The sequence below is a fragment of the Curtobacterium phoenicis genome (genome assembly GCF_047238015.1).
Lineage (GTDB): Bacteria > Actinomycetota > Actinomycetes > Actinomycetales > Microbacteriaceae > Curtobacterium.
Map to the genome: position 1 here is coordinate 300,469 of NZ_JBDFLZ010000002.1, position 16,587 is coordinate 317,055.

Below are 16,587 nucleotides of genomic sequence, written 5' to 3' on the forward strand. Positions count from 1 at the left end.
GCATGCGCCAGCTCATCATCATCGGTTCCGGTCCGGCCGGGTTCACCGCCGGCATCTACGCCGCGCGCGCGGAGCTCAAGCCCCTGATCGTCGCGTCCAGCGTCGAGACCGGCGGCGAACTCACCAAGACCACCGAGGTCGAGAACTTCCCGGGCTTCCCCGAGGGCATCCAGGGCCCCGACCTGATGATCAAGATGCAGGAGCAGGCCGAGAAGTTCGGGGCCGAGGTCCTGTACGACGACGCCGTGTCGGTCGACCTCACCGGCCAGGTGAAGAAGGTCACCGTGGGCTCCGGCGAGACGTACGAGGCCCTCGCGGTGATCTACGCGACCGGCTCCGCCTACCGTCACCTGGGCCTCCCGGACGAGGAGCGCCTGTCGGGCCACGGTGTCTCGTGGTGCGCGACCTGCGACGGCTTCTTCTTCCGTCAGAAGAACATCGCGGTCGTCGGCGGTGGCGACTCCGCCATGGAAGAGGCGACGTTCCTCACCCGCTTCGCCGACAAGGTCACGGTCATCCACCGCAAGGACACCCTGCGCGCGTCGAAGATCATGCAGGACCGTGCCCACAACGACCCGAAGATCGAGTTCGCCTGGAACAAGGAGGTCATCGGCATCGACGGTGAGTCCTCCGTGACGGGTGTACAGCTCCGCGACACGGTGACCGGGGAGACCTCGTCGCTCGAGCTCGACGGACTCTTCATCGCGATCGGCAACGACCCGCGTACCCACCTCGTCCACGGGCAGATCGACATCGCCCCGGAGGGCACCATCGCCGTCCAGGGCCGTTCGTCGAAGACCAACCTGCCGGGTGTGTTCGCGGCCGGTGACGTCATCGACCCGACCTACCGGCAGGCGATCACCGCAGCCGGTTCGGGCACGGTCGCCGCGCTCGACGCAGAGAAGTACCTCGCCGAACTCGACGACGAACTGACGGGGCCGGCTGAGGGCGTCACCCTGGAATCGCCCGTCACGGTCGACGTCGAGGCCGCTCGCGCCTGACCGCGGGGAATGTCACAGCGGCCCCGCCGTTGTACCCACCGAACGACTTCTCGGCTGCGACCGGGATCCACGAAGGAGCACACATGTCCAACGCCAAGGCAGTCACCGACGCCACCTTCTCGGACGAGGTCCTGAAGTCCGACAAGACGATCCTCGTCGACTTCTGGGCTGAGTGGTGCGGCCCGTGTCGCGCGGTCTCGCCGATCCTCGACCAGATCGCCGCGGAGCACGCCGACAAGATCGAGATCGTCAAGCTCAACGTCGACGACAACCCCCAGTCCGCGATGAACTACCAGATCACCTCGATCCCCGCGATGAAGGTCTTCAAGGGCGGTGAGGTCGTCAAGACCGTGATCGGTGCGAAGCCGAAGCCCGCGCTCGAAGCGGACCTCGCCGAGTTCCTCGCGTAGTCGACCCGCAACGCACGAACGCCCCGTCCCCGGTCCCGGGGGCGGGGCGTTCTGCCGTCGCAGTGCGGAGCACCTGTGTGTCCGGTGGTGCGTTCTCTCACGCTGCAGGCCACGTGACGCCGATCGGACCCCGGGTTTCCGCAGCACATGTCGTAGTGTGGCGGGAATGCCTCAGTGAACGGAGCACACGATGACGAACGGCACCAGCCTCGACCCCTGGTACGACTCCTACGCCCAGCGCACCGCCGGGTTGAGCGCCTCCGAGGTCCGAGCCCTGTTCGCCGTCGCATCGCGCCCCGAGGTGGTCTCCCTGGCCGGAGGCATGCCGTACGTCTCCGCCCTGCCCCGTGAGCTCGTGACCGGCTCGATCGACCGTGTGATGGCCGAGGACGCCGCGATGGCGCTCCAGTACGGCGGCGGTCAGGGCCTGCGATCCCTCCGCGAGCACATCGTGGACGTGATGAGCCTCGAGGGCATCCGGGCGTCCGCGGACGACGTCGTCGTGACGACGGGCTCGCAGCACGCCCTGGACCTCGTCACGCGACTCTTCATCGACCCGGGCGACGTCGTCCTCGCCGAGTCGCCGTCCTACGTCGGTGCGATCGGGGTCTTCCGCTCGTACCAGGCCGAGACCGTCCACGTCACGACCGACGAGCACGGTCTCGTCCCGGAGGCCCTGCGCGAGGCGATCGCGAACCTCCGCACCCGGGGCAAGCGGATCAAGTTCCTCTACACGATCCCGAACTTCCACAACCCTGCCGGCGTCACGATGAGTCGTGAGCGTCGGATCGAGGTCCTCGACATCTGCCGCTCGAACGGCATCCTCGTGCTCGAGGACAACCCGTACGGGCTCCTGTGGTTCGACGAGCCGGCGCCGCAGGCGATCCGGTCTATCGACGACGAGGGCGTGGTGTACCTCGGGTCCTTCTCGAAGACCCTCGCACCGGGGTTCCGCGTCGGCTGGGCGCTCGCACCGCACGCAATCCGCGAGAAGCTCGTCCTCGCCAATGAGTCCGCCGTGCTCGCCCCGAACTCCTTCGGGCAGTACGTGGTGAACGCCTACCTGGACGCCGCCGACTGGAAGGGCCAGATCGAGACGTTCCGAGGTCTCTACGCCGAGCGCCGCGACGCGATGCTCTCCGCCCTGGGGGAGTTCCTGCCCGACCTCACCTGGACCCGACCGAACGGCGGATTCTTCGTGTGGCTCACCCTGCCTGAGACGCTCGATTCGAAGGGCATGCTGCCGCGCGCGGTGAAGGAGCTCGTGGCGTACACGCCGGGAACCGCTTTCTACGCCGACGGCCGCGGCGGCGGGAACATCCGGTTGTCCTTCTGCTACCCGACAGCGGAGCAGATCAGGGTCGGCGTCAAGCGCCTCGCGACGGTCGTGAACGACGAGCTCGAGCTGCTCGAGACCTTCGGATCCGCCACGCGGCCCAACACCGTCATCCGCGGCACGAGCTCGGTGTCCGCTCCGCCGCCGAACATCTCCTGATCAGCACTTTCGTACATCTTCACCACGAAGGACCCTTCGCATGGCCGCGCCCGCACATCGTCACGTCGTCGTCGTCGCCGGAGGGATCTCCCACGAGCGTGACGTCTCCCTCCGCTCAGGTCGACGGGTCGCCGACTCCCTGACCGGCTACGGCTGGGACGTCGACCTCCGCGACGCGGACGCCTCGCTGCTGCCTGTGCTCGCCGAGTCTCGTCCGGATGTCGTCTGGCCCGCCCTCCACGGCGCCTCCGGAGAGGACGGTGCCCTGCGAGGCATCCTGGAGGCACTCGACATCCCGTTCGTCGGCTCACGGTCGACGTCGGCCCGACTCGCATGGGACAAGCCCACGGCGTCCGCGCTCGTCGCACGTGCCGGCGTCAAGACGCCGCGATCGATCACGCTGTCGCACGACGTGTTCCGTGAGCTCGGCGCAGTCGGCGTCCTCGAGGCGATCGCCGGCGAGCACCCCGTTCCGCTCGCCGTGAAGCCGGCACGCGGCGGCAGTGCGCAAGGCGTCACCCTCGTGGACGACGTCGACGACCTCCCGCGAGCGATGGTGACCGCGTACACCTACTGCGACGACGTCGTCGTGGAGCAGCTCATCCGAGGCGTGGAGGTCGCCGTCGGCATCATCGACACCGGCGATGGTCCGGTCGCACTCTCCGCAGTCGAGATCGTTCCTCGGAGCGGTACCTACGGATTCGAGGCCCGGTACAACGCCGGCGAGACGACGTTCTACACGCCGGCACGACTGTCGGAGGAACAGGCAGCATCGGTGTCCACTGCCGCCATCGCTGCGCACGGCGCACTCGGTCTGCGTCACCTCTCCCGGGTCGACCTGATCATCGACGGCGCCGGAACGCCCTGGTTCTTGGAAGCCAACGTCCTGCCCGGCCTCACGGAAACCTCCTTGGTCCCCCAGGCGTTGACCGCGTCAGGCTTCGACCTCGGATGGACGTACGCGGAGCTTGCCGAGCAAGCGATCCGCGACGACGCACACTGAGCGCAGCGTGGGTCGCAGGTGCGTTCCACGTGGAACATCGCCCCTGGTGATCGCGATCGCCACCGCCACCACTGCGGGGACCATCGTGCTCGCAGACGTGCTGCATGCGCGGGCTGCACAACGCGGTCACGGTACCCGAGACCTAGCCCACGACGCCACGAACGGTTACGTCGTGCTCCTCGGCTCCGCGAACCGGGGACCGCAGATCAACATGATCAACCGCTGGCGCGCGCGCATTGCTGTTCGTTCCGCTCGTCGCCATCCTGGAGTGACGATCATCTGCAGCGGGGGACCGGTCCGCGGTTCCGTGGCAGAAGCAGAGCTCCTGCACCGGTACCTGCGGTCGGGCTTGGGTTGGTCGGGTCGGATCATCGTGGAGGACGAGAGCCGAACAACTTGGGAGAACGTTCGCAATGTCGCACCACTGCTCGTCGATGCGGATTGGATCATCTTCGCTTCGAACAGCCTGCACGCTGAGAGGGCCCGGGCATACCTTCGCCGGCAGCAACCAGGACTCGCGGCAAGACTCGTTCCGGGCCGTGATCATCGGTGGGGCGAGATGGCAGCGCTGAAGCCCATGTTCGCTGCAGTGGGTCTGTGGAAGCTCGCTCGGAGTCGAGCGTTCCGAGTGAAAGAGTGCCGTCAGCAATCGCCGCTCTGAGCGCACGCAATACGAAGCGGTGTTCCACGTGAAACAACGCCAACCCGCTCAGGACCCGGGGAGCGGTCACCGGAAGCCGTGCCGCGCACTGGTTGTCATCGGCCTCCGCCGCGCGACCGGTGTTCCACGTGGAACAACGGGGATTGAGTCGAGCATCGGGAAGCAATCACCTCGCCCGTTCCTCGCACAGGCCCAGCTGCGGCCGCCTGGTGCCACTCTGAGGTCACAGAAGGCTCGTTGCGTCCACGTAAGCGTCGCAGGTGGAAACGGCCCGGAGAAGGCCGCTGGTGCCCCGTCTCGCAGGCTCCGCGTCGAACGCCGGACATCCCGACGGGGAACCAGCAGGCGAAGACCACTCTTCCCCGCGGTACGCTCCCTTGATCGGCGGCTGGTCGACCGACCGGCCCGGTTCGCAGCTGCGCTCGTCCGCGGTCCGAGAATCATCCGTCAGAGCGCCGTAGTGCTCGCGAACGCCCGCGACTCGACTCGCTACTCCGCGATGTCGCTGATGCCGAGCTCGCCGAGGATGCGGTTCAGGTCCTCGCCGTTCGCGAAGTCGATCGTCACCGAGCTCTTCCGCGCTCCGACGGCAATCTTCACCCGGGTGTTGAGGCGGTCACCCAGACGTTCCGCAAGGTCATCGAAGTGTGCCTGACGCTTCGTCGTCTGCTGCTTGGGCTTCGCCGGGGTTCCGGCCGCGAGCTGCTGCGCCAGTGCCTCTGCCGTCCGAACAGAGAGGTCCTTGTTCACGATCTTCTCGGCGAGGTACTCCATCGACTCGGCGTCCGGCGCGGCGAGGATCGCGCGCGCGTGTCCGGCAGACAGCACGCCCGCAGCAACGCGCCGCTGCACGGGGGAGGGCAGACGGAGCAGTCGGATCGTGTTCGTGATCTGAGGCCGTGATCGGCCGATCTTCTGCGCGAGTTGCTCCTGCGTGATCCCGAAGTCCGCGAGGAGCTGCTGGTACGCCGATGCCTCTTCGAGCGGGTTGAGTTGCGCTCGGTGCAGGTTCTCGAGCAGCGCATCGCGGAGCATCGCGTCGTCTGGGGTGTCCTTCACGATCGCGGGGATCGTACTGAGACCGAGCTCCTTCGTCGCACGCAGCCGACGCTCACCCATGATGAGCTCGTACTGCGGTTCGGTACCGGACGCGCCAGCGATGGGACGGACGACGATCGGCTGGAGGACGCCGATCTCACGGATGGAATGGACGAGCTCCTGGAGCTCCTCTTCGCGGAACTCCTTGCGCGGCTGGTGGGCGTTCGGCACCACGTCCAGCGGGTTGAGGTTCGCCAGTCGGGCGCCCGGGACGGCGACGAGGTCGTCTGCCGTCGGCGCCGATGCCGGCGAGCCCCCGGTCGGGAAGAACACGTCCACGGGGCGGTCCTGCTGCTCGGTCGCCGTCGGGATGAGCGCGCCGATCCCACGGCCGAGTCCGGTTCGCTTGGGTGCCATCAGTTCTGTGCTCCTCGTGCTGCGATCTCGGAAGCCGCCTCCAAGTAGGAGAGCGAGCCGGTTGAGTTGACGTCGTAGGCCACGACGCTCTGGCCGTAGCTCGGGGCCTCGCTGACACGGACCGAGCGCGGGATCATCGACTTGAGCACCTGGTCGCCGAAGTGCTCACGGACGTCCGCGGCAACCTGGTTCGCGAGGTTCGTGCGGCCGTCGTACATCGTCAGCAGGATCGTGGAGACGCGGAGCTTCGGGTTGAGGTGCCGTTCGATCAGTTCGATGTTGCGCAGGAGCTGGCTCAGCCCCTCGAGCGCGTAGTACTCGCACTGGATCGGGATCAGCACTTCTTCTGCGGCGACGAAGGCATTGATCGTCAGCAGACCCAGCGACGGCGGGCAGTCGATGAAGACGTAGTGGTACGGCTCGTCGAGCGATTCGAGGTACTGGTCGAGTGCGGTCCGAAGCCGCTGCTCGCGCGCGACGAGCGACACGAGCTCGATCTCCGCGCCGGCGAGGTGGATCGTGGCCGGGACGCACCACAGCGTCTCGGACTCGGGGGAGCGCTGGACAGTGTCGGCGATCGGTGCCTCGTCGACGATGACGTCGTAGATGCTCGCCACCTCTGCCTGGTGATCGACACCAAGCGCGGTGGACGCATTTCCCTGGGGGTCGAGATCGATCACGAGCACACGAGCACCACCGTGCGCCAGCGCGGCAGCCAGGTTGACCGTGGTCGTGGTCTTGCCGACCCCGCCCTTCTGGTTCGAAACCGTCATGATGCGCGTCTTGCTGGGGAGGGGGAACTGCTGCGTCGCGATCGCACGGCGGCGACGGTTCAGATCAGCGATCTCACGAGCGAGCGGCGTCGATGCGTCGTAGTCGGTGGATGAACTCAACGAGTGCTCTCTTCCCCGGTTCGTGTTTCACGTGGAACGCGGAGCGCTGCTGCCGGCGTCAATCAACTGTAGCCCGGAACACCCGCGTGGTCTCCTCGACCACACCGTCTCCGAGCTCGAGCACCTCGACGTCAGTCAGGCGCTTCCGCAGGATGACCTTCCGCGCCTTCTCGACCTCCTCGTCGACACGCGCACCCTTCATCAGGATCAACTGCCCGCCGGACCGGACGAGCGGAACTGTCAGCGGGATGAGCTTCGACAGAGCCGACACCGCCCGCGCGGTCACCTGGTCCACGACGATGTCGTCGGCAACGTCCTCGGCGCGCGCCCGGACCACCGTCACGTTGTCGAGGGGGAGTCGCTCCACCTCGGCGTTCAGCCAGTCGACTCGACGCTCCATCGGCTCGATGAGCGTGAAGTGCACGTCCGGACGTGCGATGGCCAGCACCAGGCCGGGCAACCCGGCACCGGAGCCGACGTCGGCAACGCGGCCCTGTGCCTCCAGGAGGGGAGCAAGCAGCGCGGAATTGAGGATATGTCGTGTCCACAGTCGGGGCAACTCGAGTGGGCCGATCAGGCCCAGCTCTTCTCCCCGTCGCGCCAGCTCGTTCGTGAAGGACCGTGCACGGTCGAGACGGTCTCCGAACAGGGCTGCGGCGGCGGCCGGCTCGACCTCCAGTTCCGGGACGCGAGCTTCGGTCATCGGGTGACGACGGTGTGCCGGTCGCGGCCCTCGCCCTCGGATTCCGAGTGGAAGCCCTTCTCGGCGACGAGGTCGTGGACCAGCTTGCGCTCGTACGACGACATCGGGGGGAGTGCCGCCGAGGACGAACCAGCCTCGATCCGCTCGACCGCGGTGTCGACGAGGCGCTGCAACTCCGAGGCCCGGGTGTCGCGCGAGCCGGCCACGTCGAGGATCAGACGGCTGAACTCGCCCGTCTCGGCCTGCACCGCGATGCGGGTGAGCTCCTGGAGCGCAGTCACCGTCTCCGGCTTCGACAGCACCCGGAGGGAGTCGCTGTCGTCCGTGACGGACAGGTACACGCGGCCGCCCCGCTCCTCGATCTCGATGTCGCCGTCGAGGTCGCAGATGTCGAGGAGTTCCTCGATGTAGTCCGCTGCGATGTCCGCCTCGTCGCGGTCGACCTCGGTGGCCTCAGCGGTGGTGCTGTCGTCCGTCACTTACTTCTTCCCGTTCTTCTTCGCTCGGTTCTTGCCGACCGGCTGCTGACGCTGTGTCGTGACCCGGACCGGCTCGACCTCCACGGCCGTGGCACCGGCACCTGCCTCGGCGAGCACCGGCGTGCCCCGGCGCTGTGCCTTCTTCGCGAGGCGGGCCTCGCGGGCGAGGGCGGCCTCGGAGCCCGGCGTCGGCATGCTGCGGATGACGAAGTACTGCTGCGCCATCGTCCAGATGTTCGAGGCGAGCCAGTAGAACATGACGCCGAGGGGGAACGAGAGACCCGAGATGACGAAGACCAGCGGGAGGATGTACAGCATCATCTTCTGCTGGCGGTACATCGGAGACTCCTTGGTCTCCGGGGACATGTTCTTCGCGACGAGCTGCAGCTGCGTGATGAACTGCGATGCCGTCATCACGACGATCATGAAGCCGGCGATCACCCGGACTTCCCAACCCGACGCGTTGGTGAAGGTCTCGTGCAGGGGGGCGCCGAAGAGCGAGGCGTTGCCGAAGCTCGCCGCCAGGTCGTTCGTCAGCAGGCCGATGCCGGTCTTGTTGATCTGTGCCTCGTGCAGCACCGAGTACAGCGAGAAGAAGATCGGCATCTGGATGAGCAGCGGCAGGCAGGAGCTCAGCGGGTTCGTCCCGGTCTCCTTGTAGAGCGCCATGGTCTCGCGGCTCATGGCCTCACGCGAGAACTGGTCCTTCTTGCCCTTGTACTTGTCCTGGATCTTCTTGAGCTGCGGCGCGACCTCGAGCATGCGGCGCTGCGACTTGATCTGGCGCACGAAGATCGGGATGAGGGCCGCGCGGACCACGAAGGTCAGGAAGATGATCGACAGCACCCAGGTGATACCGGCGCTGGGGTCCATGCCGAGGTTCTCGAAGACCCAGTGGAATCCGACGAGGATGGCGGAGACCACCCACTTGAGCGGCCAGAGGATCGTTCCGATGAAGTCCATGGGGGCGGTCACGCCTTTCGCGTTCGCTGGGGGAGCAGCAGCGGGGTGATCGCAGGCTGCTGGTGCTGCGGGGTGGTGCTGGGTCCGTCAGCCGGGCCGGTGACGAAGCCGAACCGGTTCACGGTGTAGGGACGGCGACGTTCCCGGACGTCGTCGATGCCGCCGGCTGCCCAGGGGTTGCAGCGGGCGATCCGCCACGCTCCCATGGCCGTGCCGCGGACCACCCCGTACTGCTGGATGGCCTCGAGCGCGTACCGGGAGCACGACGGGTGGTACCGGCAGACGTTCCCGTAGAGCGGCGAGATGACCGCTCGGTAGGCGCGGAGCACGACGACGCACGCGTTGCGCGGGAGCAACGCGACGACCCATGCGATGCGGGTCAGCCGACTGCGGTTCATGCTGCCTTCTCCACTCCGCGCGCGAACGAGCGCGAAACGTCTCCGAGCAGGGTAGGCCATCCGGCCTGCGCAGCGGCTGGCAGTGCGCGGATGACCACGTCGTGCCCGGTCGGCACGTCCGCGAGCAGGTCGTGCGCGATCGCCTTCAGCCGTCGACGGACGAGGTTGCGGGTGACGGCGTTGCCGACGGTCTTCGCGACGATGAAGCCGAACCGGGTCGGACCGACCAGCCCGGCGGGGTGACGGACCACGGATACGACGACGTGCGCCGTGGCGCTCTTGCGTCCACGGCGCACGACGGACCGGTAGTCGTCCCCTCGGACGATGCGGTTGGCGCGGGCCAGCATGCTCGCTACCGGAGGCCGATCCGCGAGCGGACCGGTCGGTGGCCGATCAGGCGTTGCCTGCTCAGGCGCTGAGCTCGGTGCGGCCCTTTGCGCGGCGCGCGGCGAGGATGGCGCGGCCGGCACGGGTACGCATGCGGGCGCGGAAGCCGTGCTTCTTGGCGCGGCGGCGGTTGTTCGGCTGGAAGGTGCGCTTGCTCATGATGATCTCCACGCGGCTGCACCGATCACCGCGCCGCTGGTGCACCGCGCGAGTGTCCGTGTGAGCCGTCACGTATGTATGTGTGTTGCCGCTCGGAGCACCGAACGACGCGTAACGGGCGCGACCAACTGGCCGCAGTCAACTGGTTAACGGTACGTGACAGCGGCGGGCAGGTCAAACGGCAGTCGGGACCGCGGTGAGCAGGACCATTGTCCACACTGGGGAAAACTTCGGTTCGGTACGACGCGCCGCGGTCCCGTACAGTGGTGTGATCGATCCGCCCTCGGCCCGGTACGACAGGGGAGTCCCCTTCCAGAGCTCGGTCGGGCGGTCGTGGACAAGGCTGTGGACAACCCTGTGGACCGCTTGGTCCGGCACAGTGTCCGCCACGGGTGCCGACGTACGCGCCGACGCCGTCCCCGACCGAGCGGTGCCGGGGGTCCTGCGGCGTGCAGCCGCCACCGCCGACGATGACCCGACCAGCACACGAGCACGAACGAACCTGGAGACGAGCGCGACATGACGATGCCGGCCGACCCCGTCGAGGACCTCTGGACCTCGGTGCTCGGACTCCTCGCCGAGGACGACCGCATCACGCCGCAGCTGCAGGGCTTCCTCAACCTGGTCGAACCGAAGGGCGTGCTGGCCGGGACCCTGTACCTCGAGGTGCCGAACGACCTCACCCGCGGGATGCTCGAACAGCGCATCCGTATCCCCCTCACCGAGGCGATAGCCCGGATCGGTGACGACAGGGTCGCCAACTTCGCGATCACCGTCAACCCGGACATGGCCTCGGAGCCCCGCGTGGACGTCGCCCCGACGCACGTGCCCGACTACGCCGAACCATCCCAGGCGACCGTCGAACAGAGCGTCGCGCCCCGGCAGTACATCGAGGCACCGTTCGTCCCGAGCCAGATCGACTCCCCGGGCACCGGTGGCCGGCCGGAGTCCCGGCTCAACCCGAAGTACAACTTCGACAACTTCGTCATCGGGTCCTCGAACCGCTTCGCCCACGCCGCAGCGGTCGCGGTCGCCGAGGCTCCGGCCAAGGCGTACAACCCGCTCTTCATCTACGGCGACTCCGGGCTCGGCAAGACCCACCTCCTCCACGCGATCGGCCACTACGCCGAGAGCCTCTACCCGGGCATCCGGGTGCGGTACGTGTCGAGCGAGGAGTTCACGAACGACTTCATCAACTCGATCGCGAACAACCGGTCGAACCAGTTCCAGCAGCGGTACCGCGACATCGACATCCTGCTGATCGACGACATCCAGTTCCTCCAGGGCAAGGACTCCACCCAGGAGGCCTTCTTCCACACGTTCAACACGCTGCACGACCACAACAAGCAGGTCGTCATCACGTCGGACGTCGCACCGAAGCACCTCACCGGCTTCGAGGACCGGATGCGCTCACGCTTCGAGTGGGGCCTCATCACCGACGTCCAGGCACCCGACCTCGAGACGCGCATCGCGATCCTCCGCAAGAAGGCCCAGTCCGACCACCTGCAGGTACCAGACGACATCCTCGAGTTCATGGCGTCGAAGGTGTCGAGCAACATCCGGGAGCTCGAGGGCACCCTGATCCGGGTGACCGCGTTCGCCAGCCTCAACCGGACAGCCGTCGACATGGCGCTCGTGCAGACCGTCCTGAAGGACCTGATCACGCTCGACGACGACAACGTCATCGCGCCGACGGACATCATCAACCACACCGCGGAGTACTTCAAGCTCTCCGTGGACGACCTCTACGGCTCCTCCCGCTCCCAGGCGATCGCGACCGCTCGGCAGATCGCGATGTACCTCTGCCGGGAGATGACGAGCCTGTCCCTGCCGAAGATCGGGCAGCTGTTCGGCAACCGCGACCACACCACGGTCATGTACGCGAACAAGAAGATCACCGAGCTGATGAAGGAGCGGCGGTCGATCTACAACCAGGTCACCGAGCTCACCAGCCGGATCAAGCAGGACCGCCGCTACCGCTGAGGAAGCGGGTCGCGTCGACGACGCGACCGCATGACGGCCTGGAGGCACGGTGCGGGCTGGCACCGTGCCTCCAGGCCGTCGTTCGTCGCCTCTGCGACATGTCGGATGCACGCGACACGCCTCGCGATCAGTGTGGATGCGCGCATGTCCACCATCTGAGACGGTTCCAGGCGGCGAGATTCCCACAGTGTGGAAAGCCTGTGGATAACTGTGGATGACACGCGGTGCTGTTGTACACAGATCTGTACCCACCTGTGGAGACTGGGGATGGAAGTGGATAGATGACTATCCCTCATCCAGACCTCGTCAACACACGATGCACAACTCACACCTGTGTAGTTCCCTGTGGACAAGCGGGATGCACAGAGTTGTCCACAGTGTGCACAGGCGTTAACACCATTGATCCTGGACAACGATGAATCTCCGCGGGACAACCTTGTGGACGGCGGGATGACAAGAATCCGGCGCTCGCTCCGCTGTGCCACAATGGGGCGGCCGGACAGTCCAAACGATCGACAGGGGTCCCAGCTGTGAAGTTCGAGGTCAACCGGGACGTCTTCTCCGAAGCCGTCTCCTTCGCGGTGAAGCTCCTCCCACAGCGCACGACCCTCCCGATCCTCTCCGGCGTGCTCATCCACGCGGAGGGCGACCGCCTCACGCTCTCGTCGTTCGACTACGAGGTCTCGGCGCAGACGTCGATCACCGCGCAGATCGACGAGCCGGGCACCGTCCTCGTCTCGGGCCGCCTGCTCAACGACATCGCGAGCCGGCTCCCGAACGCTCCGGTCACGTTCACCACCGAGGACACGAAGATCTCGGTCACCTGCGGCTCCGCGCACTTCACGCTGCTCTCGATGCCGGTCGAGGAGTACCCCACGCTGCCGGAGATCGGACCGCAGACCGGTGTCATCCCCGGCGACGCCTTCTCCGAGGCCGTCTCGCAGGTCGCCGTGGCCGCCAGCCGTGACGACGTCACACCGGTGATCACGGGCGTGCAGCTCGAGGTCGGCGACAACGACCTCTCGCTCATCGCGACGGACCGCTACCGCGTCGCAGTCCGCACGATCGCGTGGGACTCCGGCCGTGTCGGCTCGGAGCCGCTGCACGCCCTGGTGCCGGCCCGCACCCTGCAGGAGGTCGGCCGCACGTTCGGGTCGGCGTCCACGGTGTCGGTCTCGATCAGCGGCACCTCGGACCGCGAGCTCATCGCGTTCCACGCAGACGACAAGACCGTGACGTCGCTGCTCATCAAGGGCAACTACCCGCCGGTCCGCCGGCTCTTCCCCGAGACCGTCGACGACCACGCGGTGATCAACACCGCGGAACTCGTCGAGGCGGTCCGACGGGTCTCCCTCGTCCTGGAGCGCGAAGCGGCGCTCCGGTTCTCCTTCTCGGTCGACGGGCTCACGCTCGAGGCGATCGGGTCCGAACAAGCGCAGGCGTCAGAGTCGATCAGTGCGTTGCTGACCGGAGAGGAAACGGTGGTCTCGCTGAAGCCCGCCTTCCTCCTGGACGGGTTGAACGCGGTGCACTCCGAGTTCGTCCGCATCTCCTTCACCAAGACGGAGAACCCGAACAAGCCGGGTCCGGTGCTCCTCACCGGCCAGACTTCGCAGGAAGCACCTGCCACGGACGGATACCGGTACCTGCTGCAGCCCAATCTCCTGCTGCGGTAAGCGCAACAGCCGAACACTGCGCTGACGCGCCACCCCTGCATCAGCGCGACGACGAACAGAAGAGGAAATCATGCACATCGGTCTTGTCGGCCTCGGTCGCATGGGCAACAACATGCGTGCCCGTCTCCGCAACGCAGGCATCGAGGTCACCGGGTACGACGCGAACCCCGCCGTCTCGGACGTCGCCAGCCTCGCGGACCTCGCGGCCGCGCTGCCCGAGGGGCAGAAGCTCGTGTGGGTCATGGTCCCGCACGGCAAGATCACCGACGACGTCATCACGGAGCTCGCGGGCATCCTCGGCGAGGGCGACCTGGTGATCGACGGTGGCAACTCGAAGTGGCTCGACGACGCGAAGCACGCCGAGCAGCTCGCCGCGAACGGCATCCGCTACGTGGACGCCGGTGTCTCCGGCGGTGTCTGGGGCAAGGACAACGGCTACGGTCTCATGGTCGGCGGCGACGTCAAGGACGTCGAGTTCGCCATGCCGGTCTTCGACGCGCTCCGCCCCGAGGGTCCGCGTGAAGAGGGCTTCTCGCACGCCGGCGGCATCGGCGCGGGTCACTACGCGAAGATGGTCCACAACGGCATCGAGTACGCGATCATGCAGGCCTACGGCGAGGGGTACGAGCTCCTCGAGGCGAAGGACATCGTCCACGACGTCCCCGCGGTCTTCGCCGGCTGGCAGCGCGGCACCGTCGTGCGCTCCTGGCTGCTCGACCTGCTCGTGCTGGCCATCAACGAGGACCCGAAGCTCGACGAGCTCGAGGGCTACGTCGACGACTCCGGTGAGGGCCGTTGGACCCTCGAGGAGGCCATCGAGCTCGCCGTCCCGATGCCCGCGCTCTCGGCGGCGATGTTCGCCCGCTTCGTCTCGCGTCAGGGCAGCCAGTCCCCGACGATGAAGGCCGTCGCGGCGCTCCGCAACCAGTTCGGCGGCCACGCCGTCAAGAAGGCGTAGCTCGGGTAACCACCTGAGCTCGTCTCGGCCCGCGTGCACGTCGACCACCTGCAACTCACCGACTTCCGGAACTACCGGGAGGCGGAGGTCGACCTCGCACGCGGGCCGAACCTGTTCGTGGGCAGGAACGGCCAGGGCAAGACGAACCTCGTCGAGGCGATCGGCTACCTGTCCACGCTCGGCTCACACCGCGTCCCCACCGACGCGGCACTCGTCCGGCAGGGCTGCGACGCCGCGATCGTCCGTGCGCGGCTCGCCCACGAGGACCGGAGCATCCTCGCCGAGGTGCAGATCAACCGCTCGGGGTCGAACCGGGCGCAGGTGAACCGTGCGGCGATCAAGCCCCGCGAGCTCCCGCGCTACTGCACCAGTGTGCTCTTCGCCCCGGAGGACCTCGCGCTGGTCCGCGGGGAACCGGCCGGACGCCGCCGGATGCTCGATGAGCTCCTCGGGCAGATTGCCCCCCGGATGCAGGGGGTCCTCGCCGACTACGACCGGACACTCCGCCAGCGGAACACCCTGCTCAAGTCGGCCCGGGCGACGGGCTCGAAGGCGGGCGCCCTGTCGACGCTGGACGTGTGGGACGACCGGCTCGTGCAGTTCGGTGCCGAGATCATCGCCGCGCGCGACCACCTCACCCGTCGGCTCGCACCGTTCGTGACCGAGGCGTACGCGACCGTCGCCGGAGAACGGCACGAGGCGACGATCGCCGGCGTGCTCAGCGTCCGCGGCGGCGACCCGGAGGACGCGGCCGCCACCGACCCGGTCCTCGGGACGCCGGACGAGCCGGTGAGCGTGCCCGCGGCTGCCGAGGCGTTCCGCAGCGCGCTCGAACGCCGTCGTCGCGACGAACTCGACCGCGGACTGACCCTCGTCGGCCCACACCGCGACGACGTCCTCTTCCAGCTGAACGGGTTACCCGCGCGCGGGTACGCCAGTCACGGCGAGTCCTGGTCGTTCGCACTCGCCGTCCAGCTCGCGAGCGCCGCGGTGCTCCGGGCGCAGTCGACCCTCGGTGACCCGATCATCATCCTCGACGACGTGTTCGCGGAACTCGACGAGTCGCGTCGCGAACGCCTGGCGAACGCGGTGGCCGACTACGAGCAGGTGCTCATCACGGCGGCGGTGTTCGGAGACGTTCCGTCGCAGCTCGCGGCGCACACCGTGCACATCGAGGCCGGGACGATCGTCGACCCCGAGGCCCCGAGCGCGACCACCGCGTCGAGCGCGACCGACGGACCGGGCGTGACCGTGGGCCCGGCCGTGGCCGACGGACCGGGCGTGACCGACGCGCCGGACGTGACCGACGCGACGGACGCGACCCGCGCCTCCCGTCCGGTCCAGGCGACCGACCGGTCCGCGGGAGCCGGCGTCTGATGCCGAAGCCGTGGAAGCCGACCGAACCCGCCCGGTTCTACCGGCACCTCAAGGCGGTGTTCGGCGACCCATCGCTCCGGACGGTCGACGCCCGCCGACGTCGAGCGCGCGAGGTCGACGCCGACTCGGTCCCGTACGGTCGCGGTCGTGAGCCGAAGGGCCTCGGCGACGTCGTCGGTTCGCTCGCGGACGAGCTCGGCTGGGTGGAGCCCCTCGCGCGCTCCGAGCTGTTCGTCGACTGGCCGGGCGTCGTCGGCGAGGAGCTCGCGAAGCACTCCCGTCCGGTGACCATCGACGACGGTGCACTCGTCATCCGGTGCGACTCGACGGCATGGGCGACGCAGCTCCGACTCATGCGGTCGACCGTCACCACTACGATCGCGGAACGGCACCCGCAGGCAGGGGTCCAGTCGATCCGGGTTTCCGGGCCCGACGCCCCCACGTGGAAACGCGGTCCCAGGACGGTCCAGGGGCGCGGTCCTCGCGACACCTACGGCTGAGCCGACAATTTCATCCTGCCGGGCGAAAAAAGGCCCGTCAGCGCCCGGATTCCGCCTCGAACGAACGCCCGAGGCGGTAGACTGGG

General features: G+C 67.7%; 18 protein-coding genes. 10 read left to right on the forward strand and 8 right to left on the reverse strand.

From position 1 onward, the window contains the following. The first annotated feature begins 2 nt into the window (after nucleotides 1-2). From trxB to ABC270_RS01580, 5 genes are all read left to right on the forward strand, one after another. Nucleotides 3-1,001: a thioredoxin-disulfide reductase gene (gene trxB / locus ABC270_RS01560; RefSeq protein ID WP_412879174.1), complete on the forward strand. Its 999-nt coding sequence runs from the start codon at nucleotides 3-5 to the stop codon at nucleotides 999-1,001. A gap of 83 nt (nucleotides 1,002-1,084) precedes the next feature. Beyond that, nucleotides 1,085-1,411 (forward strand): thioredoxin, encoded by a 327-nt coding sequence (gene trxA, locus ABC270_RS01565; RefSeq protein WP_022832611.1) that lies wholly within the window; start codon nucleotides 1,085-1,087, stop codon nucleotides 1,409-1,411. A gap of 190 nt (nucleotides 1,412-1,601) precedes the next feature. After that, nucleotides 1,602-2,906: an aminotransferase-like domain-containing protein gene (locus ABC270_RS01570; protein ID WP_412879175.1), complete on the forward strand. Its 1,305-nt coding sequence runs from the start codon at nucleotides 1,602-1,604 to the stop codon at nucleotides 2,904-2,906. 40 nt (nucleotides 2,907-2,946) lie between these two features. Then, nucleotides 2,947-3,909, forward strand: coding sequence for a D-alanine--D-alanine ligase family protein (locus ABC270_RS01575; protein WP_412879176.1), 963 nt, complete (start codon nucleotides 2,947-2,949; stop codon nucleotides 3,907-3,909). 46 nt (nucleotides 3,910-3,955) lie between these two features. Further along, nucleotides 3,956-4,570, forward strand: coding sequence for a YdcF family protein (locus tag ABC270_RS01580; protein ID WP_412879177.1), 615 nt, complete (start codon nucleotides 3,956-3,958; stop codon nucleotides 4,568-4,570). A 489-nt stretch (nucleotides 4,571-5,059) separates the two neighbouring features. Here the strand turns inward: ABC270_RS01580 and ABC270_RS01585 are convergent, their stop codons facing one another. From ABC270_RS01585 to rpmH, 8 genes are all read right to left on the reverse strand, one after another. After that, entirely contained in the window at nucleotides 5,060-6,025 is a 966-nt protein-coding gene (locus tag ABC270_RS01585; RefSeq protein ID WP_412879178.1) for a ParB/RepB/Spo0J family partition protein, read from the reverse strand. Next, nucleotides 6,025-6,918: a ParA family protein gene (locus ABC270_RS01590; RefSeq protein ID WP_412879179.1), complete on the reverse strand. Its 894-nt coding sequence runs from the start codon at nucleotides 6,916-6,918 to the stop codon at nucleotides 6,025-6,027. The genes ABC270_RS01585 and ABC270_RS01590 overlap by 1 nt, the downstream gene beginning before the upstream one ends. A 58-nt stretch (nucleotides 6,919-6,976) precedes the next feature. Then, nucleotides 6,977-7,621 carry a 16S rRNA (guanine(527)-N(7))-methyltransferase RsmG gene (gene rsmG / locus ABC270_RS01595; RefSeq protein WP_412879180.1) on the reverse strand — a complete coding sequence of 215 codons (645 nt, stop codon included), beginning with the start codon at nucleotides 7,619-7,621 and terminating at the stop codon, nucleotides 6,977-6,979. Then, entirely contained in the window at nucleotides 7,618-8,100 is a 483-nt protein-coding gene (locus tag ABC270_RS01600; RefSeq protein ID WP_412879181.1) for a Jag family protein, read from the reverse strand. The genes rsmG and ABC270_RS01600 overlap by 4 nt, the downstream gene beginning before the upstream one ends. Beyond that, nucleotides 8,101-9,063: a membrane protein insertase YidC gene (gene yidC, locus ABC270_RS01605; protein ID WP_412882018.1), complete on the reverse strand. Its 963-nt coding sequence runs from the start codon at nucleotides 9,061-9,063 to the stop codon at nucleotides 8,101-8,103. A gap of 8 nt (nucleotides 9,064-9,071) precedes the next feature. Next, on the reverse strand, nucleotides 9,072-9,461 hold the full coding sequence (gene yidD / locus ABC270_RS01610; protein ID WP_412879182.1) for a membrane protein insertion efficiency factor YidD: 390 nt from the start codon (nucleotides 9,459-9,461) through the stop codon (nucleotides 9,072-9,074). Next, entirely contained in the window at nucleotides 9,458-9,808 is a 351-nt protein-coding gene (rnpA, locus tag ABC270_RS01615) for a ribonuclease P protein component (RefSeq protein WP_412879183.1), read from the reverse strand. The genes yidD and rnpA overlap by 4 nt, the downstream gene beginning before the upstream one ends. A gap of 61 nt (nucleotides 9,809-9,869) precedes the next feature. Continuing rightward, on the reverse strand, nucleotides 9,870-10,007 hold the full coding sequence (gene rpmH, locus ABC270_RS01620) for a 50S ribosomal protein L34 (protein WP_058724833.1): 138 nt from the start codon (nucleotides 10,005-10,007) through the stop codon (nucleotides 9,870-9,872). 519 nt (nucleotides 10,008-10,526) lie between these two features. Here rpmH and dnaA point away from each other — a divergent pair. The 5 genes from dnaA to ABC270_RS01645 all read left to right on the forward strand — a co-directional run bounded on the left by dnaA (nucleotide 10,527) and on the right by ABC270_RS01645 (nucleotide 16,501). Next, a complete protein-coding gene (gene dnaA, locus ABC270_RS01625; RefSeq protein WP_412879184.1) occupies nucleotides 10,527-11,990 on the forward strand; it encodes a chromosomal replication initiator protein DnaA in 1,464 nt (487 codons plus the stop codon). Nucleotides 11,991-12,520: 530 nt separating this feature from the next. Continuing rightward, nucleotides 12,521-13,666 carry a DNA polymerase III subunit beta gene (dnaN, locus tag ABC270_RS01630; protein WP_412879185.1) on the forward strand — a complete coding sequence of 382 codons (1,146 nt, stop codon included), beginning with the start codon at nucleotides 12,521-12,523 and terminating at the stop codon, nucleotides 13,664-13,666. 70 nt (nucleotides 13,667-13,736) lie between these two features. Then, nucleotides 13,737-14,624 carry a phosphogluconate dehydrogenase (NAD(+)-dependent, decarboxylating) gene (gene gnd / locus ABC270_RS01635; protein WP_412879186.1) on the forward strand — a complete coding sequence of 296 codons (888 nt, stop codon included), beginning with the start codon at nucleotides 13,737-13,739 and terminating at the stop codon, nucleotides 14,622-14,624. Between the two features lie 33 nt (nucleotides 14,625-14,657). Then, complete coding sequence (gene recF / locus ABC270_RS01640) at nucleotides 14,658-16,001, forward strand: DNA replication/repair protein RecF (protein WP_412879187.1); 1,344 nt, start codon at nucleotides 14,658-14,660, stop codon at nucleotides 15,999-16,001. Next, the gene (locus ABC270_RS01645; protein ID WP_412879188.1) at nucleotides 16,001-16,501 is read left to right on the forward strand and encodes a DciA family protein; all 501 of its coding nucleotides are present in this window, start codon (nucleotides 16,001-16,003) and stop codon (nucleotides 16,499-16,501) included. The genes recF and ABC270_RS01645 overlap by 1 nt, the downstream gene beginning before the upstream one ends. Nucleotides 16,502-16,587: the final 86 nt, after the last annotated feature.

What these genes read in the sequence shown, in the direction of transcription:
- trxB (WP_412879174.1), top strand. Translation starts at nt 3, where the DNA reads ATGCGCCAGCTCATCATCATCGGTTCCGGTCCGGCCGGGTTCACCGCC.
- trxA (WP_022832611.1), top strand. Translation starts at nt 1,085, where the DNA reads ATGTCCAACGCCAAGGCAGTCACCGACGCCACCTTCTCGGACGAGGTC.
- ABC270_RS01570 (WP_412879175.1), top strand. Translation starts at nt 1,602, where the DNA reads ATGACGAACGGCACCAGCCTCGACCCCTGGTACGACTCCTACGCCCAG.
- ABC270_RS01575 (WP_412879176.1), top strand. Translation starts at nt 2,947, where the DNA reads ATGGCCGCGCCCGCACATCGTCACGTCGTCGTCGTCGCCGGAGGGATC.
- ABC270_RS01585 (WP_412879178.1), bottom strand. Translation starts at nt 6,025, where the DNA reads ATGGCACCCAAGCGAACCGGACTCGGCCGTGGGATCGGCGCGCTCATC.
- rsmG (WP_412879180.1), bottom strand. Translation starts at nt 7,621, where the DNA reads ATGACCGAAGCTCGCGTCCCGGAACTGGAGGTCGAGCCGGCCGCCGCC.
- yidC (WP_412882018.1), bottom strand. Translation starts at nt 9,063, where the DNA reads ATGGACTTCATCGGAACGATCCTCTGGCCGCTCAAGTGGGTGGTCTCC.
- yidD (WP_412879182.1), bottom strand. Translation starts at nt 9,461, where the DNA reads ATGAACCGCAGTCGGCTGACCCGCATCGCATGGGTCGTCGCGTTGCTC.
- rnpA (WP_412879183.1), bottom strand. Translation starts at nt 9,808, where the DNA reads ATGCTGGCCCGCGCCAACCGCATCGTCCGAGGGGACGACTACCGGTCC.
- rpmH (WP_058724833.1), bottom strand. Translation starts at nt 10,007, where the DNA reads ATGAGCAAGCGCACCTTCCAGCCGAACAACCGCCGCCGCGCCAAGAAG.
- dnaA (WP_412879184.1), top strand. Translation starts at nt 10,527, where the DNA reads ATGACGATGCCGGCCGACCCCGTCGAGGACCTCTGGACCTCGGTGCTC.
- gnd (WP_412879186.1), top strand. Translation starts at nt 13,737, where the DNA reads ATGCACATCGGTCTTGTCGGCCTCGGTCGCATGGGCAACAACATGCGT.
- ABC270_RS01645 (WP_412879188.1), top strand. Translation starts at nt 16,001, where the DNA reads ATGCCGAAGCCGTGGAAGCCGACCGAACCCGCCCGGTTCTACCGGCAC.